Annotated in this window: 16 protein-coding genes; 10 read left to right on the top strand and 6 right to left on the bottom strand. The window is 65.4% G+C overall.

Going from position 1 to position 17,633, the window contains the following annotated elements; genetic code table 11:
* The first annotated feature begins 4 nt into the window (after positions 1-4).
* From ACZY1I_RS04130 to nuoN, 8 genes are read left to right on the top strand one after another with little or no spacing between them, the layout of a single operon-like run.
* Positions 5-2,452 carry an NADH-quinone oxidoreductase subunit G gene (locus ACZY1I_RS04130; protein ID WP_463752979.1) on the top strand — a complete coding sequence of 816 codons (2,448 nt, stop codon included), beginning with the start codon at positions 5-7 and terminating at the stop codon, positions 2,450-2,452.
* Positions 2,453-2,457: 5 nt separating this feature from the next.
* A complete protein-coding gene (gene nuoH / locus ACZY1I_RS04125) occupies positions 2,458-3,744 on the top strand; it encodes an NADH-quinone oxidoreductase subunit NuoH (protein ID WP_463753504.1) in 1,287 nt (428 codons plus the stop codon).
* On the top strand, positions 3,737-4,294 hold the full coding sequence (nuoI, locus tag ACZY1I_RS04120) for an NADH-quinone oxidoreductase subunit NuoI (RefSeq protein WP_463752978.1): 558 nt from the start codon (positions 3,737-3,739) through the stop codon (positions 4,292-4,294). The genes nuoH and nuoI overlap by 8 nt, the downstream gene beginning before the upstream one ends.
* A 44-nt stretch (positions 4,295-4,338) precedes the next feature.
* Positions 4,339-5,103, top strand: a complete 765-nt coding sequence (locus tag ACZY1I_RS04115; protein WP_463753503.1) for an NADH-quinone oxidoreductase subunit J — start codon at positions 4,339-4,341, stop codon at positions 5,101-5,103.
* Complete coding sequence (gene nuoK / locus ACZY1I_RS04110; protein ID WP_205876874.1) at positions 5,100-5,399, top strand: NADH-quinone oxidoreductase subunit NuoK; 300 nt, start codon at positions 5,100-5,102, stop codon at positions 5,397-5,399. Before ACZY1I_RS04115 ends, nuoK begins: the two co-directional genes overlap by 4 nt.
* 10 nt (positions 5,400-5,409) lie before the next feature.
* Positions 5,410-7,299, top strand: a complete 1,890-nt coding sequence (gene nuoL, locus ACZY1I_RS04105) for an NADH-quinone oxidoreductase subunit L (protein ID WP_463752977.1) — start codon at positions 5,410-5,412, stop codon at positions 7,297-7,299.
* Complete coding sequence (locus ACZY1I_RS04100) at positions 7,296-8,891, top strand: NADH-quinone oxidoreductase subunit M (protein ID WP_463752975.1); 1,596 nt, start codon at positions 7,296-7,298, stop codon at positions 8,889-8,891. Before nuoL ends, ACZY1I_RS04100 begins: the two co-directional genes overlap by 4 nt.
* Positions 8,888-10,465 carry an NADH-quinone oxidoreductase subunit NuoN gene (nuoN, locus tag ACZY1I_RS04095; RefSeq protein ID WP_463752974.1) on the top strand — a complete coding sequence of 526 codons (1,578 nt, stop codon included), beginning with the start codon at positions 8,888-8,890 and terminating at the stop codon, positions 10,463-10,465. The genes ACZY1I_RS04100 and nuoN overlap by 4 nt, the downstream gene beginning before the upstream one ends.
* Before the next feature lie 91 nt (positions 10,466-10,556).
* Here the strand turns inward: nuoN and ACZY1I_RS04090 are convergent, their stop codons facing one another.
* On the bottom strand, positions 10,557-11,105 hold the full coding sequence (locus ACZY1I_RS04090; RefSeq protein WP_463752973.1) for a YceI family protein: 549 nt from the start codon (positions 11,103-11,105) through the stop codon (positions 10,557-10,559).
* A gap of 297 nt (positions 11,106-11,402) precedes the next feature.
* On the opposite strand from ACZY1I_RS04090, the gene ACZY1I_RS04085 reads away from it, so the two are divergent.
* Complete coding sequence (locus ACZY1I_RS04085) at positions 11,403-11,924, top strand: DoxX family protein (protein ID WP_463753502.1); 522 nt, start codon at positions 11,403-11,405, stop codon at positions 11,922-11,924.
* 77 nt (positions 11,925-12,001) lie between these two features.
* On the opposite strand, the gene ACZY1I_RS04080 is transcribed toward ACZY1I_RS04085, so the two are convergent.
* The 5 genes from ACZY1I_RS04080 to ACZY1I_RS04060 are packed head-to-tail and all read right to left on the bottom strand — an operon-like array spanning position 12,002 to position 16,169.
* Positions 12,002-12,457, bottom strand: coding sequence for a hypothetical protein (locus ACZY1I_RS04080; protein ID WP_463752972.1), 456 nt, complete (start codon positions 12,455-12,457; stop codon positions 12,002-12,004).
* Positions 12,458-13,723, bottom strand: coding sequence for a DUF58 domain-containing protein (locus ACZY1I_RS04075; RefSeq protein WP_463752971.1), 1,266 nt, complete (start codon positions 13,721-13,723; stop codon positions 12,458-12,460).
* A complete protein-coding gene (locus ACZY1I_RS04070; protein WP_463752970.1) occupies positions 13,720-14,706 on the bottom strand; it encodes an AAA family ATPase in 987 nt (328 codons plus the stop codon). The genes ACZY1I_RS04075 and ACZY1I_RS04070 overlap by 4 nt, the downstream gene beginning before the upstream one ends.
* A gap of 30 nt (positions 14,707-14,736) precedes the next feature.
* Positions 14,737-15,219 carry a hypothetical protein gene (locus ACZY1I_RS04065; protein WP_463752969.1) on the bottom strand — a complete coding sequence of 161 codons (483 nt, stop codon included), beginning with the start codon at positions 15,217-15,219 and terminating at the stop codon, positions 14,737-14,739.
* On the bottom strand, positions 15,216-16,169 hold the full coding sequence (locus ACZY1I_RS04060) for a DUF4129 domain-containing protein (RefSeq protein WP_463752968.1): 954 nt from the start codon (positions 16,167-16,169) through the stop codon (positions 15,216-15,218). The genes ACZY1I_RS04065 and ACZY1I_RS04060 overlap by 4 nt, the downstream gene beginning before the upstream one ends.
* Before the next feature lie 176 nt (positions 16,170-16,345).
* On the opposite strand from ACZY1I_RS04060, the gene ACZY1I_RS04055 reads away from it, so the two are divergent.
* Positions 16,346-17,632 carry an HNH endonuclease gene (locus ACZY1I_RS04055; RefSeq protein WP_463752967.1) on the top strand — a complete coding sequence of 429 codons (1,287 nt, stop codon included), beginning with the start codon at positions 16,346-16,348 and terminating at the stop codon, positions 17,630-17,632.
* The last annotated feature ends 1 nt before the right edge of the window (position 17,633 follow it).

Below are 17,633 nucleotides of genomic sequence, written 5' to 3'. Positions count from 1 at the left end.
CTGAATGACCACGACTTCTGACGCGGCCAACAAGACGGGCCCCGAAGACGGCAATGAGATTCGCCCTCCCGACTCGGTGACGCTGACTATCGACGGCCAGGAAATCAGTGTTCCCAAGGGAACATTGGTGATCCGGGCAGCCGAACTGATGGGCATCCAGATCCCCCGGTTCTGCGACCACCCGTTGCTGGACCCGGTCGGTGCGTGCCGGCAGTGCCTCGTCGAGGTCGAGGGGCAACGCAAACCGATGGCGTCATGCACCATCGTCGCCACCCCCGACATGGTGGTGCGCACCCAACTCACCTCACCCGCCGCGGACAAGGCCCAGCACGGCGTGATGGAACTGCTGCTGATCAACCACCCGCTGGACTGCCCGATGTGCGATAAGGGCGGCGAATGCCCGTTGCAGAACCAGGCAATGTCCAACGGCCGCGCCGAATCTCGGTTCAACGAGACCAAGCGCACCTTCGCCAAACCGATCAACATCTCCTCGCAGGTCCTGCTGGACCGCGAGCGCTGCATCCTGTGTGCCCGGTGCACCCGATTCTCCGAGCAGATCGCCGGCGATCCCTTCATCGACATGCAGGAACGCGGCGCGCTGCAGCAGGTCGGCATCTACGCCAACGAACCGTTCGACTCCTACTTCTCCGGCAACACCGTGCAGATCTGCCCGGTGGGTGCGCTGACCGGGACGTCCTACCGGTTCCGGGCCCGCCCGTTCGACCTGGTCTCCAGCCCGAGCGTGTGCGAGCACTGTGCGGGGGGCTGCGCGCAGCGCACCGACCACCGCCGCGGCAAGGTGTTGCGCCGCCTGGCCGGCGACGACCCCGAGGTCAATGAGGAATGGGTGTGCGACAAAGGCCGCTGGGCCTTCACGTACGCGACCCAACGGGACGTCATCACCACTCCCCTGATCCGGGACGCTGACGGTTCACTACAGCCGGCGTCGTGGTCACACGCGATCGTGACGGCGACGCAGGGCCTGCAGGCGGCTCGCGGCAATACCGGCGTGCTGGTGGGTGGCCGGGGCACCTGGGAAGACGCCTACGCGTATTCCAAGTTCGCGCGAATTGTGTTGAACACCAACGACATCGACTTCCGCGCCCGCCCGTATTCCAGCGAGGAGGCTGACTTCCTGGCGGCGCACATCGCGGGCCGCCCGGTCACCGTCAGCTACTCCGACCTGGAGTCGGCGCCGGTGGTGGTCCTGGTCGGCTTCGAGCCGGAAGACGAAGCGCCGGGGGTGTTCCTGCGGTTGCGCAAGGGCGCACGCAAGAACGGCCTTCCGGTCTACGCCATCGCGCCTTTCGAAACTCGTGCGCTGACGAAGATGTCGGGTCAGTTGCTGCAAACCGCTCCCGGTGCCGAACCGGCTGCGCTGGACGGCTTGGCCGCCGGTGAAGTGGGCGATCTGCTCAGCAAACCCGGTGCGGTGATCATGGTCGGCGAACGCCTGGCCACGGTGCCCGGCGGATTGTCCGCCGCCGCTCGACTGGCGGACGCGACCGGCGCACGGCTGGCCTGGGTTCCCCGGCGGGCCGGCGAACGCGGTGCACTGGAGGCCGGGGCACTGCCCGGGCTGCTCCCAGGTGGCCGTCCCGCCGCCGACGACACCGCACGTTCGCAGGTTCGGGCCGCATGGCACGTCGACGAATTGCCGTCCACGCCTGGTCGTGACGCCGACGGAATCCTCGCCGCCGCCACCGACGGCACGCTCGGCGCGCTGCTGGTGGGCGGCATCGAACCCGGCGACTTCGCCGACCCCGACGCGGTGCTGGCCGCACTCGACGCCGCGCCGTTTGTGGTCAGCCTGGAACTGCGGCACAGTGCCGTCACCGAGCGGGCCGACGTGGTGTTCCCGGTGGCGCCGACCACCCATAAGTCCGGCGCCTTCGTCAACTGGGAAGGCCGCTACCGCGGGTTCGAGCCCGCATTCCACGGCAGCAGCCTGCAGGCCGCGCAGTCCGACCACCGGGTCCTCGACACGCTGGCCGACGAGCTGGGCATCCATCTGGGCTGCAGCACCGTCGAAACGGCCCGCGAGGAGCTGTCGGCGCTGGGCACCTGGGACGGCGAGCGCTCTGCCACCCCCGAGGTCGACGCCGCAGCCGCCGCACACCCCGAGGCCGGCGAGGCGGTGCTGACGGGCTGGCGCCTGCTGCTGGACTCCGGGCGCGGGCAGGACGGCGAACCGCATCTGGCCGGCACCGCGCGCAAGCCTGTGGCGCGGTTGTCACCCGGTACTGCGGCCGAGATCGGTGCCAGCGACGGCGAGGCGGTCACGGTGAGCTCGGCGCGCGGCTCGATCACGTTGCCGCTCAACGTCACCGACATGCCTGACCGGGTGGTGTGGCTGCCGCTGAACTCACCGGGTTCGGCGGTGCACCAGGAGTTGGGCGTGACGATCAACAGCTTGGTGAAAATCAGCGTCGAGATCGGAGCGGGCGAATGACCGGACTGGGCGCCTTCGGCCACGACCCCTGGTGGTTGGTGCTGGGCAAGGCACTGGCGATCTTCGTGTTCTTGATGCTGAACGTGCTCGTCGCGATTCTGGCCGAGCGCAAGATCCTGGGCTGGATGCAGCTGCGGCCCGGCCCCAACCGGGCGGGACCGTGGGGCACCCTGCAGAGCCTGGCCGACGGCATCAAGCTGGCGCTGAAGGAAAGCATCACGCCGAAGGGTGTCGACTGGTTCGTTTACATGGCAGCGCCGGCCATCTCGGCGATTCCCGCGTTCACCGCGTTCTCCTTCATCCCGTTCGGCCCCGAGGTTTCGGTGTTCGGTCACTGGACGCCCTTGCAGCTGACCGACACTCCGGTCGCGGTGTTGTTCATCCTGGGACTGTCCGCGATCGGGGTGTACGGGATCGTGCTGGGCGGCTGGGCGTCGGGCTCCACCTATCCGCTGCTGGGCGGGGTGCGCTCGACCGCGCAGGTCATCTCTTACGAGGTGGCGATGGGCCTGTCCTTCGCCGCGGTCTTCCTGTTCGCCGGCACCATGTCGACGTCGCAAATCGTGGCCGCCCAGGACCGGGTCTGGTACGTGTTCCTGTTGCTGCCGTCGTTCGTGATCTATCTGATCTCGATGGTGGGCGAAACCAACCGGGCACCCTTCGACCTGCCGGAAGCCGAGGGCGAACTGGTCGCCGGCTTCCACACCGAGTACTCGTCGCTGAAATTCGCGATCTTCATGCTGGCCGAGTACGTCAACATGTTCACGGTGTCATCGCTGGCCGCGGCCATGTTCTTCGGCGGCTGGCACGCTCCCTGGCCGATCAACCTGTGGGAGGGCGCCAACAGCGGGTGGTGGCCGGTGCTCTGGTTCACCGCCAAGATGTGGACGTTCCTGTTCATCTACTTCTGGCTGCGCGCCACCCTGCCCCGGTTCCGCTACGACCAGTTCATGGCGCTGGGCTGGAAGCTGCTGATCCCCGTGTCGCTGGTGTGGATCATGATCGCCGCCGTCGTCCGCCAGCTACGCAACCAGGGCTACGAGCATTGGACCACGGTGCTCGTGATCAGCAGTCTCGTCGTCGCCACGGCGCTGATCGCGACGCTGAAGAAACCGTTCAGCGTGGCCAGTCCGCGGGTCAAAGCAAGGCGAGCTCGCAAGCAGCAAGCCGAAAACCCCCCTCTCCCCGGCCGCGCCCAATCGGTATTCCCGACACCGCCGCTGCCGTTGAAGGCGATCGGGCAGAAAATCGAACAGCCAGTTGGTGCGAGCAAGGAGAAGGCACGTGGCTAATATCCTCCGACGTTTGTGGGATCCGCTGGCCGGATTCGGCGTGACGTTCGGGTCGATGTTCAAAAAGAACATCACCGAGGAATATCCGGAGAAGCCCGGCCCGGTAGCGCCGCGCTACCACGGTCGCCACCAGCTCAACCGGTATCCGGACGGCTTGGAGAAGTGCATCGGCTGCGAGTTGTGCGCCTGGTCTTGCCCGGCCGACGCGATCTACGTCGAGGGCGCGGACAACACCGACGAGGCGCGGTTCTCACCCGGCGAACGCTACGGCCGGGTGTACCAGATCAACTACCTGCGCTGCATCGGCTGCGGTCTGTGCATCGAGGCCTGCCCCACCCGGGCGTTGACCATGACCAACGACTACGAGTTGGCCGACGACAACCGCGCCGATCTGATCTACGAGAAGGATCGCCTGCTGGCCCCGCTGCTGCAGGACATGCTGGCACCGCCGCATCCCAGGGCGGAGGGTTCCACCGATAAGGACTACTACCTGGGCAACATCACCTCAGCGGGCTTGCGCGAAGTTCTGGAAGCCAGGGACGGCCGGTGACCGCAGTGCTTGCCTCCAGCTTTGCCACGTCCGTGGCGTCGAACATGGCCGCAGCGCCGATCACCCACACCTCCACCGGCGAAGCAGTGATGTTCTGGGTGCTGGGCACTCTGGCGCTGGTGGGAGCGCTGGGCGTGGTGCTGGCCGTCAACGCCGTGTACTCGGCGATGTACCTGGCGATGACGATGCTGATCCTGGCGGTGTTCTACATGGCCCAGGACGCGCTGTTCCTAGGCGTCGTTCAGGTCGTGGTCTACACCGGCGCGGTGATGATGCTGTTCCTGTTCGTGCTGATGCTCATCGGCGTGGACAACGCGGAATCGCTCAAAGAGACCCTGCGCGGACAGCGGGTCGCCGGCGTGGCGACCGGAGTCGGATTCGGCATCCTGCTGATCGCCGGGATCGGCAACGCAGCGGCCGGGGGTTTCTCGGGCTTGGCCGCAGCCAACGCCAACGGCAACGTCGAGGGACTGGCGACGCTGATCTTCTCGCGCTACCTGTGGGCATTCGAACTGACCAGCGCGCTGCTGATCACCGCCGCGGTCGGCGCGATGATCCTGGCCCACCGCGAGCGGTTCGAACGCCGCAAGACCCAACGTGAGCTCTCCGAGGAGCGCTTCCTTCCCGGCGGTCACCCCACTCCCATGCCCAACCCGGGTGTCTACGCGCGGCACAACGCCGTCGATGTGGCGGCATTGCTTCCCGACGGTTCGTATTCGGAGTTGTCGGTGTCGAAGATCCTGCGTACCCGCGGAGCCGACGGCCTCGAAGCTCCCTCAGCCGAAGCAGTCAAGGGCATCACGTCATGAATCCGGCCAATTACCTCTACCTCTCGGCGCTGCTGTTCACCATCGGGGCCGCCGGGGTGCTGCTGCGGCGGAACGCGATCGTCATGTTCATGTGTGTCGAGCTCATGCTCAACGCGGTCAACCTGGCCTTCGTCACGTTCGCGCGCATGCACGGCAAGCTCGACGGTCAGATGATCGCGTTCTTCACCATGGTGGTCGCCGCGTGCGAGGTCGTCATCGGCCTGGCGATCATCATGACGATTTTCCGTGCCCGCAAATCTGCGTCGGTCGACGACGCGAACCTACTCAAAGGCTGAGAACGCCAAGATGATTCACTACACCTGGCTGCTTGTGGCCCTGCCACTGGCGGGTGCCGCGATCTTGCTGTTCGGCGGTCGGCGCACGGACGCCTGGGGCCACTGGCTGGGCACCCTCGCCGCCCTCTCCGCGTTCGGTGTGGGCGCGACGCTTCTGGCGGAACTGCTGGGCCGCAGCGGTGAGGACCGGGCGATCCACCAGACGGTGTACAGCTGGATACCCGTCGGCGCGTTTCAGGTCGACTTCGGTTTACAGATCGACCAGTTGTCGATTGCCTTCGTACTGCTGATCTCCGGCGTCGGCTCGCTGATCCACATCTACTCGATCGCCTACATGGCCGAAGACCCGGATCGCCGCAGGTTTTTCGGCTACCTCAACCTGTTCCTGGCCTCGATGCTGCTGCTGGTGGTCGCCGACAATTACGTGCTGCTCTACGTCGGCTGGGAGGGCGTCGGTCTGGCGTCCTACCTGCTGATCGGATTCTGGTACCACAAGCCCTCCGCAGCCACCGCGGCCAAGAAGGCATTCGTGATGAACCGGGTCGGGGACGCCGGCCTGGCGCTGGCCATGTTCTTGATGTTCGCCACCTTCGGCACCGTGTCCTACGCCGGCGTATTCGCCGGCGCGCCCGCCGCCAGCCAGGGCGTGCTCAACGCGATGGGATTGCTGCTGCTGATGGGTGCCTGCGCCAAGTCGGCGCAGGTGCCGTTGCAGGCCTGGCTGGGTGACGCGATGGAGGGCCCCACCCCGGTGTCGGCGCTGATCCACGCGGCCACCATGGTGACCGCCGGTGTGTACCTGATCGTGCGGTCCAACCCGGTATTCAACCTGGCGCCCGGCGCGCAGTTGGGCGTCGTCATCGTCGGCGCCGTGACGCTGATGCTCGGGGCGTTCATCGGCTGCGCCAAGGACGACATCAAGCGGGCGCTGGCCGCCTCCACCATGAGCCAGATCGGCTACATGGTGCTGGCCGCCGGCCTCGGCCCGGCCGGCTACCCCTTCGCGATCATGCACCTGCTCACTCACGGCTTCTTCAAGGCCGGCCTGTTCCTCGGTTCCGGGTCGATCATCCACGCCATGCACGAAGAGCAGGACATGCGCCGCTACGGCGGCCTGCGCAAGGCCCTGCCGATCACCTTCGCCACCTTCGGGCTGGGATACCTGGCGATCATCGGGGTATGGCCGTTTGCCGGCTTCTTCTCCAAGGACGCCATCATCGAGGCGGCGCTGGGTGCCGGCGGCGTCCGCGGCTATGTGCTCGGCGGTGCAGCGCTGCTGGGCGCGGGCATCACGGCGTTCTACATGACCCGCGTCATGCTGATGACCTTCTTCGGCCAGAAGCGCTGGGCTCCGGATTCGCACCCGCATGAATCGCCCGCACTGATGACGGGGCCGATGATCCTGCTGGCGTTCGGCTCGGTGTTCTCCGGCTTCCTGTTCACCTATGGCGAGTCTCTGCAGCATTGGCTCGAACCCGTCGTCGGAGCCCACGAAGAAGCAGCCGGCGGGATTCCGGCCTGGGCGGTCAGCGCCGCGGCTTTGGCGGTCGTCGCCGTCGGCGTCGTGGTCGCCTACACGAAGTACGGCGGCAAGGTCGAGATTCCACGGGTGGCCCCGGCCAAGGTCTCGGTGCTGACGACGGCCGCACGTGCCGACGCCTACGGCGATGCCCTCAACGAGGAGGTATTCATGCGCCCCGGTGCGCAACTGACGCACAGGCTGGTCGCCGTCGACAATGCCGGTGTGGACGGCTCGGTCAACGCGCTGGCCGGGCTGGTAGGCCGGACGTCGGATCGGTTGCGAGGCATGCAGACTGGCTTCGCCCGTAACTACGCGCTGTCCATGCTGGTGGGTGCGGCCCTGGTGGCCGGCGCGCTGTTGGCGGTGAACCTGTGGTGAATTCCGGCGTGCCGTGGTTGAGTGTGCTGTGGCTGGTGCCGCTGGCCGGGTCGGTGTTGATCATTCTGCTGCCGCCGGGCCTGCGCCAGGTGGCCAAGTGGACCGGTGTGGCGGTCAGCATCCTGACGCTGGCGGTGTCACTCGTCGTCGCGACCGGTTTCAAGGCTGGCGGGGACACCTATCAGTTCACCGAAAAGCGCACGTGGATACCGGCTTTCGGTGCCGGCTACACATTGGGCGTGGACGGTATCGGGCTGATCCTGGTGATACTCACCACGGTGTTGATTCCGCTGCTGCTGGTCGCAGGCTGGAACGACGGCGGCGAAAAGAACCCGCGTGGCGTGCACGCCTACGTCGCGTTGACGCTGGCCATCGAGTCGATGGTGCTGATCTCGGTGATCGCGCTGGACGTGCTGCTGTTCTACGTGTTCTTCGAGGCCATGCTGATCCCGATGTACTTCCTGATCGGCGGCTTCGGTCAGGGTAAGGACCGCTCGCGTGCCGCGGTGAAGTTCTTGCTGTACAACCTGTTCGGCGGGCTGATCATGCTCGCGGCGGTGATCGGGTTGTATGTGGTCACCACGCAGCACGGCGACGGCACCTTCGACTTCGTCCGAATCGTCAACGACATCAAGGCCGGCCGCTACGCGGGCGTCGACCCGACCGTGTTCAAGGCGTTGTTCCTGGGCTTCATGTTCGCGTTCGCGATCAAGGCCCCGCTGTGGCCGTTGCACCGCTGGCTGCCCGATGCCTGTGTGGAGGCCACGCCGGCGACCGCCGTGTTGATCACCGCGGTGATGGATAAGGTCGGCACCTTCGGCATGCTGCGCTTCTGCCTGCAGTTGTTCCCTGACGCCTCAGCGTATTTCCGTCCGGTGATCGTGACGTTGGCCATCATCGGCGTGATCTACGGCGCGATTGTGGCGATCGGTCAGACCGACATGATGCGCCTGATCGCCTACACCTCGATCTCGCACTTCGGCTTCATCATCGCCGGCATCTTCGTGATGACCACCCAGGGCCAGAGCGGCTCAACGCTGTACATGCTCAACCACGGCATCTCGACCGCGGCGGTGTTCCTGATCGCCGGATTCCTGGTCTCCCGCGGTGGCAGCCGCAACATCGCGGATTACGGTGGCGTGCAGAAGGTGGCCCCGATCCTGGCCGGCACCTTCCTGATCTCCTGCCTGGGCACCTTATCGCTGCCCGGCCTGGCCCCGTTCATCAGCGAATTCCTGGTGCTGCTGGGCACTTTCAATCGTTACTGGATTGCGGCGGCGTTCGGGGTTACCGCACTCGTGCTGGCGGCCATCTACATGCTGTGGCTCTACCAGCGCGTGATGACCGGGCCGGTGGCCAAGGGCAACGAGAAGTTCAAAGACCTGGTGGGCCGCGAAATGATCGTCGTTGCACCACTAATCGCGCTGCTGTTCGTGCTGGGGGTCTACCCCAAGCCGGTGCTGGACATCATCAACCCTGCCGTCGAGAACACCATGATCACTATCGGTCAGCATGATCCCGCGCCCACCGTGCCGATTCGCGGCCCAGAAGCGCGGACCGCGCCCCGGCAAGCCGAAGGACCGCACCGATGACCTTGCCTACCCCCAGCGTCGAATACTTCCTGCTGTCACCGATGTTCATCGTTTTCGGCATCGCGATCGTCGGCGTGCTGTTCGAAGCGTTTCTGCCGCGCGGCCTTCGCTATAGCGCACAAGTGATCCTCGCCCTGGCCGGACTGGCGGCGGCGTTCGCCGCTGTCGTCGTGGTGGCGCGGGAACTTCCGGCCGAAGGCCGCCGCACGGTGCTCGGCGCGATGGCCATCGATCGTCCGGCGTTGTTCCTGCAGGGCACGGTGATCCTGGTGTCGGTGCTGGCGGTCATCTTTGTCGCCGAACGCAGCCAGGTAGCAGCGACCTCCGGTGCGAAGAGCAAGGCTTTCGCGGGCCTGGATGCCTTTACGCCACAAGCTTCCTCAGTGCCCGGCAGCGATGTCGAGCACGAGGCCGAACGCGCCGGCGCCGCCCAGACCGAACTCTTCCCGCTGTTGACCCTGTCGGTCGGCGGCATGCTGGTGTTCCCAGCTTCCAACGATCTCCTGACGATGTTCGTTGCGCTGGAAGTCCTTTCGCTGCCGCTGTACCTGATGTGCGGGCTGGCCCGGCACCGCCGGTTGGGATCGCAGGAAGCCGCACTGAAGTACTTCCTGCTGGGTGCGTTCTCGTCGGCGTTCTTCCTCTACGGTGTTGCGTTGCTGTACGGCGCCACCGGCACACTCACCTTGAGCGGAATCCGTGATTCGCTGACGGGACAAAGCGATACGTCGATGGCGTTGGTCGGCGTCGCCTTGCTGGCGGTCGGTCTGCTGTTCAAGGTCGGCGCGGTCCCGTTCCACTCGTGGATCCCCGACGTCTATCAGGGAGCACCGACCCCGATCACCGGTTTCATGGCGGCGGCTACCAAGGTCGCAGCGTTCGGTGCCTTGCTGCGGGTGGTCTACGTCGCGCTTCCGCCACTACACCACGACTGGCGTCCTGTGCTGTGGGGCATCGCCATCCTGACCATGACGGTCGGCACCATCACCGCCGTGAACCAGACCGACGTCAAGCGGATGCTCGCTTACTCGTCGGTCGCCCACGTCGGGTTCATTCTCACCGGCGTGATCGCGGACAACACTGCCGGTCTGTCAGCGACCTTGTTCTATCTGGTGGCCTACAGTTTCAGCACGGTGGGCGCATTCGCGATCGTCGGCCTTATCCGCAACTCCGAGGGCGTCGAGGACGCCAAACTGTCGCACTGGGCGGGCCTGGGTCAGCGCTCTCCCATTGTGGGAGTGATGCTTTCGATGTTCCTGTTGGCGTTTGCGGGTATCCCGCTGACGAGCGGCTTCATCAGTAAGTTCTCGGTGTTCAGGGCCGCCGCCGAGGGCGGAGCGGTTCCGCTGGTCATCATCGGTGTGATCTCGAGCGGCATCGCCGCCTACTTCTACGTCCGGGTGATCGTGCTGATGTTCTTCACCGAGGGGAACGACGACACACCGCACGTGATGAATCCCAGCGTGCTGAGCAAGATCGCAATCGCGTTGTGCGCCTTGGCGACAGTGGTGCTCGGGATCTTCCCGCAGCCGGTGCTGGACTTGGCCGAGCACGCTGCCATCCTGCTGCACTGACACCGGCTTCGATCACGGTCGCCCGAAGCGAGGGCGCGCGCTCGCGCCGGGTCGCCCAGCAGGCGCGCGCCCGCGACGGATCGGACGGGCGTCAGGACTGCTTGAGCGCCTCGATCTCCAGGGTGACGGTGACGGCGTCCCCGACGACCACGCCGCCCGCGTCCAATGGCATGTCGATGGTGATGCCGAAGTCTTTGCGGTTCAACACCACCGACGCCTCGAATCCTGCGACCGCACCGTGGCCCATGCCGGGGTTGACGCCGTTGAACGCCAGAGTGAGCTCGACTGGCCGCGTGACGCCCCTGAGGGTGAAGTCGCCGGCCACGATGTAGTGATCGCCCTGCGGGCGCACCTGCGAGGATACGAATGATGCGGTCGGGAACTGCTCAACACCGAAGAAGTCACCCGACTTCAGGTGCGCGTCGCGCTGGCCGTTTCCGGTTGCGATCGAGTCGATTGCGATCTCTGCCGACACCGAAGGCGTGCCGTCTTCGGCGACGACGACTGCGCCGGAGAAGTCGGTAAATGTGCCACGCACCTTGCTCACCATCAGGTGGCGTACCGAGAACGCGATCGATGAGTGGACGGGATCGATTGCCCAGGTCCCGGTGCTCAACTCGCTGGCAACTGATGTGGTCATGAGTGTTGTCTCCTTGAATGGGGGGCCGGCAGTTCCGGCGTGCCATGAGCACAAACGGACTGTAGTCCGGATATATTCCAGCTCGACCACCCCGCTGCTCAAACAAGTAGCCCTGAGCTCACAGCCGAATTCGACAGCGAGCCCGCCCGATAGCGCTCCGCTGCGTGATCGGTCGCGGCGGTGTGTAACCCCCGCCCCTATGTAATGCCGGGACTCGCACTGGACGGGTCCGCACAAACTTTCCGTTGGAGGACTACCGTGATCGCAAATCTATGGCGCTGGCTCGCCAACCCCCCAATGAATGCACCCAAGGCAACGGTCTTGATCAGACTGATGGTCGGCGCGGTGTTTCTCTGGGAAGGCGTCTTGAAGTTCGTCTTCCCGAACCAGGGCGTCGGGCGCTTCACCAAGATAGGAATTCCATTCCCCGAGCTCAGCGCCAATTTTACTGGTGTGCTTGAGATTGTCGGCGGAATCCTGTTGATAATGGGGCTGTTCACCCGGTTCATCACGATTCCGTTCATCGTGGAGATGATCGTGGCAATGCTCTCGACCAAGATCGCTATCTTTGCCGGGGTGTCGCCCCTACCGCTGCCGCCGGTACCTCCTCAGACGGGCTTTGCTGCCGTGTTGCACGAAGTGCGGTCAGAGTATGCCCAGTTGCTGACGGCGATGTTCTTGATGATTGTCGGACCGGGCCCGTGGTCGGTGGACGCATTGCTGCGCCGCCGACGCGGCCAGGCTCAGCAAGGGCAACCATCCAACGGCGGCACCCGGTTGACCACGCTGAAAACCAAGGAGCTTGCGGATATTGCCTAGCTCGATGGGACTGGCCATGCGCCGGTTTCGGTCTTATTTGTTCAGGATGGGCCGAAGACCGGGGCCGGCGCATTGAGTTACGACCGCCCAAGAAATGGCCGGGTCGCGAGCACGTAGATCGCCAGCACCGCCAGCGGAGCGGCCAACGGCAACCACGGCAGCTGCAGCGGGAAAGCCGTTGAGACCAGCCCGGCGAACGTGAACCCAACCGCGGCAACAATTGTCGGCCAATTGTCGGTAACGGCGGCCGAGCCGGCCTCAGCCAGGTGCCGGCACACCAGGTAGGCCGCGGCGCACAGTCCGGACAGCGCGGCAAGCACATTCGACGGTTCCGACACCACCATCACGACCACTGACAACAACACCGCAACCGTTGCCGCGGCGCGAAATACCGTCGCAAAACCCACGGCCAGCACTGCGGCCGCAGCCACGATCAGCGCAGGGCCGCCCGCTCCAAAGGTGGCCAGTGCCACCATCAGCAGGCCAAAAATCACCGAAACGACCCGGCTCCCGGATTGTGTAGAAGTCGACATCTAGTGCCGCGCCTGTAACTGACCGCGCCTGCGGCGACGCCTATCCGGCAGTGCCGCCATCGCGTGCTCCAATGGCCCGTCTGCCGGCCACAACAGCACATCCACACCACTGGTGGCCATGTCGCGATACATTGCGGAACGTTGCAGCTTCCATATCCGGGCCACCAGCGGATCGAGTTCGCCCTCAAACGGGTTGCTGTCCATAACGTCCACCGCCACTACGACGTGACCGCGCTTGCGCAAATCGGTCAGGGCCAAGGCGAATTCGGTGTCAAGGAGGGTGGAGAACGCGAAGATGATCGCCCCTGCGGGCACTGCGGCGCGCGGCGCCAATGTGCCGGTGGTGTCTTCGAATCGTTCGCCGACAGCCAGCATGGTGTCCAGGACTCGGTAGAACTGGCGCTGACCGATGTCGGCGCCGAGCCAACGAGGATGGTTGCCGCCGAGCGCAACGATCCCGGCGCGGTCGCCGTTGCGCAGCGCCGTCTGCACCACCTGAGCGGCGCCGCGGGCGATGCGCTCAGTAGCTTGGGTGGCCGGGCCGGCCGGCTGTCGGTAGGTGTCGATCAGCACCACCACGTCGGCGGACCGGTCGGTCAACCGCTGCGTCACGTGCAGTCGGCCACGGCGCGCGCTGACCGACCAATTCACCGACCGCAATTGGTCGCCGGGCACATAAGGCCGGATGTCGGCGTATTCGACCCCCGGTCCGATATGACGAGTGAGGTGGACACCCAAGCGGTCGAGCAACTCGGTCTGCGGAATAGTGGTCGACTGCGGTGGCGTCAGGGGGAAAACAATGACGTCGGCGACGTCGACAGTCCCGGTCCCCCGGACCAAACCGCCGCGCGCACGAGCATCGACATGTACCCGGATCGGATACCGCCCCCAGCGGTGTGCCAGTGCGGACACCGCTTTCGCTTGCGGCTCCTTGGATTCGAGGTTTTCCAGTTCCATTCCGTCGACCGCGGAGACCGTGAGCTCGATCGACCCAGACCCTGATTCCGTTGTGGCCCAGATACTTACCCGCACCTCTTCATCCTCGAAGCACCGCTGCGAATCGGGGTCAGCATGGACTCGGACGGTCGGGACCGGATACTGCCAGCTGAGCGAACACAGCACTCCGAGCAGGGGCGCCGCGAACGCAATCAACTGCCAACGCCCACCGATGACCGCTGCAGCCAACGCAACTCCGGCGCAAGTAGCGATGGCCAACGTCAATTGTGATGCACGCCAGCGGAACTCGACTTCGCGAGCTTCGCTCACGCCGAGCCTTTACCGCTGTTCGTACGCGGTACCGGCAACCTCCGCAACAGCTCCGCGATGACGTCGGCACCTTGGATCTTTCGCACCCACATCTCCGGGCGCAGCGTGATCCGGTGTGAGACCGCTGCGGGGGCGAGCGCTTTGACGTCTTCCGGTATCACGTAGTCGCGGCCGAGCAGCAGTGCGCGGGCCCGGGCAAGTTGAACCAGATCGAGTTCGGCCCGCGGGCTGGCGCCGACAGCGACCTGCGGATGGCGCCGCGTCGCCGTGGCCAGAGACACCACGTAATGCAGGACGTCCTCGTGCACGGTGACCTGCTCGACCGACTCACGCATCGCCAGCAGATCGTGCGCGTCGACCACCTGATTGACGATCGGCTCCGCGGATCCGCGGTCGAGACGCCGGCGCAGCATCGCGGTTTCGTCTTCCTCGGAGAGGTAGCGCAGCTCCAGCCGCATCGCGAACCGATCCAGTTGCGCCTCCGGCAGCGGGTAGGTGCCCTCGTATTCGATCGGATTATCGGTCGCCAACACGATGAAAGGCATTGGCAACTTGTAGGTTTGACCGTCGATACTCACCTGCCCCTCCGCCATCGCCTCGAGTAGCGCGGCTTGGGTCTTGGGCGGGGTCCGGTTGATCTCGTCGGCAAGCAGCAGGTTGGTGAAGATCGGCCCGCGGCGGAACTCGAAGCGACCCGACTGCATGTCGTAGATGGTCGCGCCCAGCAAGTCGGCCGGCAGCAGATCCGGGGTGAACTGCACTCGGGTGAACTCGAGCCCCAGGGCGGCGGCAAACGACCGGGCGATCAGTGTCTTACCCAGTCCCGGGAGGTCTTCGATCAGCACGTGTCCGCGGGCGAGAACGGCGGTGAGGATGAGCGTGAGCGCGGCGCGCTTACCCACCACCACGCGCTCGATCTCGTCCAGTACCGCCTCGCAGTGCTCGGTGGTCGCACCGACAGGCATAGCGGCCGGCACTGTCATGTTCGCTCCAACGTCATGTTCGCTCCAACGTCATACCTGCTCCAACCTTCGCAGAATTTCCTCGAGCGCCTCGCGACCGGGTCCCGGTTGGCCGGCAGACGCTTGCTCCACATTGTTGGGATTGACCCACTGCCATAGTTCGGCACCGAAAAGCATTTCGCCAGAAGCACGAAAGACCGCGGGATCCTTGGCCTGTCGGTGGCCGGTGGTGACCTCGAACCGTCGCGCGAGCATCGGGCGCAAATGCCTGTCCCAATCCTTACGGGTGGAATCCGACCACCGAATGGTCGTCTCGGTCTGGTCCAGCCAGCTACGCAACAAGTCGCCCAGATCATCGGGGTCTGGTTCTACAGCCGCTTCCTTCCAATACCCCAGTAGCCGACGGATATTGAGCAGTACCAAGGCCAGGGCGACGCCGGTTGCGATCAGCACGAACCGGCGGTCCTGAAGCAGCAGCGCCAGCACCTCGATCCCCACCATGAGGAAGACGCCCAGCAAAATGAGCCTTTTCATACGGTCCTGCCCGACCGCGGGGCAATCTCATCGAGAACCAGTTCCAGCACCCGCACCGCTATCTGGCGATGCCCCTCGTTCATCACATGCGGGCTGAACCGCGCCTCCTCGAACAGGTTCACCAGTTCCCCCGCGTTGTCGGGATGCAGCGCGTGTTGTTCGACGGCGCGGGCGAGCACCTCAGTGGGGGTGTCGAATGCCTGCGGGACAGCACCGGGCACATTGGCCAGTTCCCGTTCCATCGCGGCATAGCACGCGATGATCGCCTCGCGCGGTTCCCGGCTGAGGTCGGTCATCTCGGCCAGCCCGACTTCTGCTGCACGCATCAGTGAATCCGACGAGTCAGCGGTTGGTGCGGACTGGCCGTTGTCGTCGGGCAGGAGTCCCGAAGTCGCCGGACGCCGCCGTCGGGACGCGATGATCCCACCCACGAACAACATCAGCAGGACCGGCACTGTGGCCAGCAGGAGTCCGAGTGTGTCCCCGTCGTTCTTCTGCCGCGGAGGTTGCTTGGGTTGCGGGCTGCCGCCGCCCGGAGACGACGGACGCGGTGCGGTTGAATTCGGTTGCGTTGCATCGACACCCAGATCGGGCGGGGTGACCAGCCGGGACACCAGTAGCGCGATCAGCAACCACGCGACGATCACCCCGAGCGCGATGAGCACCACCTTCCAAGTCGGCCGGGCGACCGCACCACCGAGGGTTCCGGACAACTCCCCTGCGCTGGGGGCTACGACGCGGGGGTCACGCAACCTCGCGACTATCGAGATCGCAACGATTGCAAGCGTGGCCGCGATCGCGACAGCGAGGAACATCCATGCCGCCCGACTGCCGCCCGCCTCGACAAGTCGGGATCCGTGGTGGGCGGGAAGGTAGCCCCGCAGCGCGGCGGCGGCCAGGATCAGCAGTGCGATCAGGGCGACAACACGCGCGGTGGGCTTGTCGAACATCAGAGCAGGGCCGCCCCTACGCGCCGGCCTGATTTGCTGCCGGGCCGGGATCCGCGCAAACGCCGCACCGAGTCATATGTGCGCCCCATAGGCGAAGGCTAGCTGCGCTGACCCGCCGGGGTCTACCTTCTCCCGCGTCACCGAACTTGTCACAGGGGTTGAGTATATTCGAAAGTATGTTCGATCAAAAGCTGTTCGCGCGGGTGGATGAGCAGGCCGACGAGGCTGAGCTGATTGCGCGAATCGAAGAGTTGGAGCAGGTCAAGTGCGCTGCCGCGGCAGGTCAGGCACGCGCCGCGGCAGCGCTCGATGCCACCCGACGGGCGTCCGAGGCGCAGGCCGGCGTTCCGGCGGCGAAGCGGGGCCGCGGCGTGGCCAGTGAAATCGCCTTGGCCCGGCGAGATTCCCCTGCCCGAGGCGGCCGACATTTGGGATTCGCCAAAGCCTTGATCTACGAAATGCCGCACACTCTTGCGGCATTGGAGTGCGGGTGCCTGTCGGAGTGGCGGGCGACATTGATCGTGCGCGAGTCGGCCTGCCTGGACATCGACGATCGTCGTGAACTGGACCGTGAATTGTGTGCGGACATGGCTGGCCTGGAGGGCCTGGGCGACGGCCGGTTGACCGCGGCCGCAAAGAAAATCGCTTATCGGCTTGATCCGCACAGCGTCGTCGACCGGGCCGCGAAAGCCGACGAAGACCGCACGGTGACGATCCGGCCGGCGCCGGACACCATGACATGGGTCAGCGCATTGCTGCCGGTCGCAAAAGGAGTGGGCGTGTACGCCGCACTGCGCCGTGCCGCCGACACCACCTTCGACGGTCGGTCGCGCGGCCAGGTGCTGGCCGACACCTTGGTCGAGCGCATCACCGGGGTGCCCGCCAACGTCCCAGCGCCGGTCGCGGTCAATTTGGTCATCTCCGATCAGGCGCTACTCGGCGAGGACCGCGCACCGGCGGTGGTCAAGGATTACGGACCGATCCCCGCGGCGGTGGCGCGCAATCTGGTCAGCCGGGCGTTGGCTGGCAGCGGTTCCTGGGCCACGCTGCGCAGGCTTTACGCGAGCCCCGACTCGGGCGCGTTAGTTGCGATGGAATCTCGCTCGCGCAAGTTCCCGCGGGGCCTCGCAGATTTGATCGGGTTGCGCGATCAGACATGTCGCACCCCGTATTGCGACGCGCCGATCCGGCACCGCGATCACGCCCGGCCGTATCGCCGCGGCGGACGCACCACCGCCCAGAATGGGGTCGGCTCGTGCGAACGTTGCAATTACGCCAAAGAAGCTCCGGGCTGGACGGTAACTACCGGTAGCAACGAGGGCAGGCACAGCGCCGAATACGTCACTCCGACCGGGGCGTGCCATCGATCGACTGCGCCGCCATTGCCAGGTTACCCGCAAATCGATGTCAGCGAAGTCGAAGTCGCCATTGGTGTTTCGCTGATACACCGGCACGCCGCGTGAC

Source organism: Mycobacterium sp. IDUB_37 (assembly GCF_055419245.1).
This window is presented reverse-complemented; position numbering and strand designations above follow the sequence as displayed.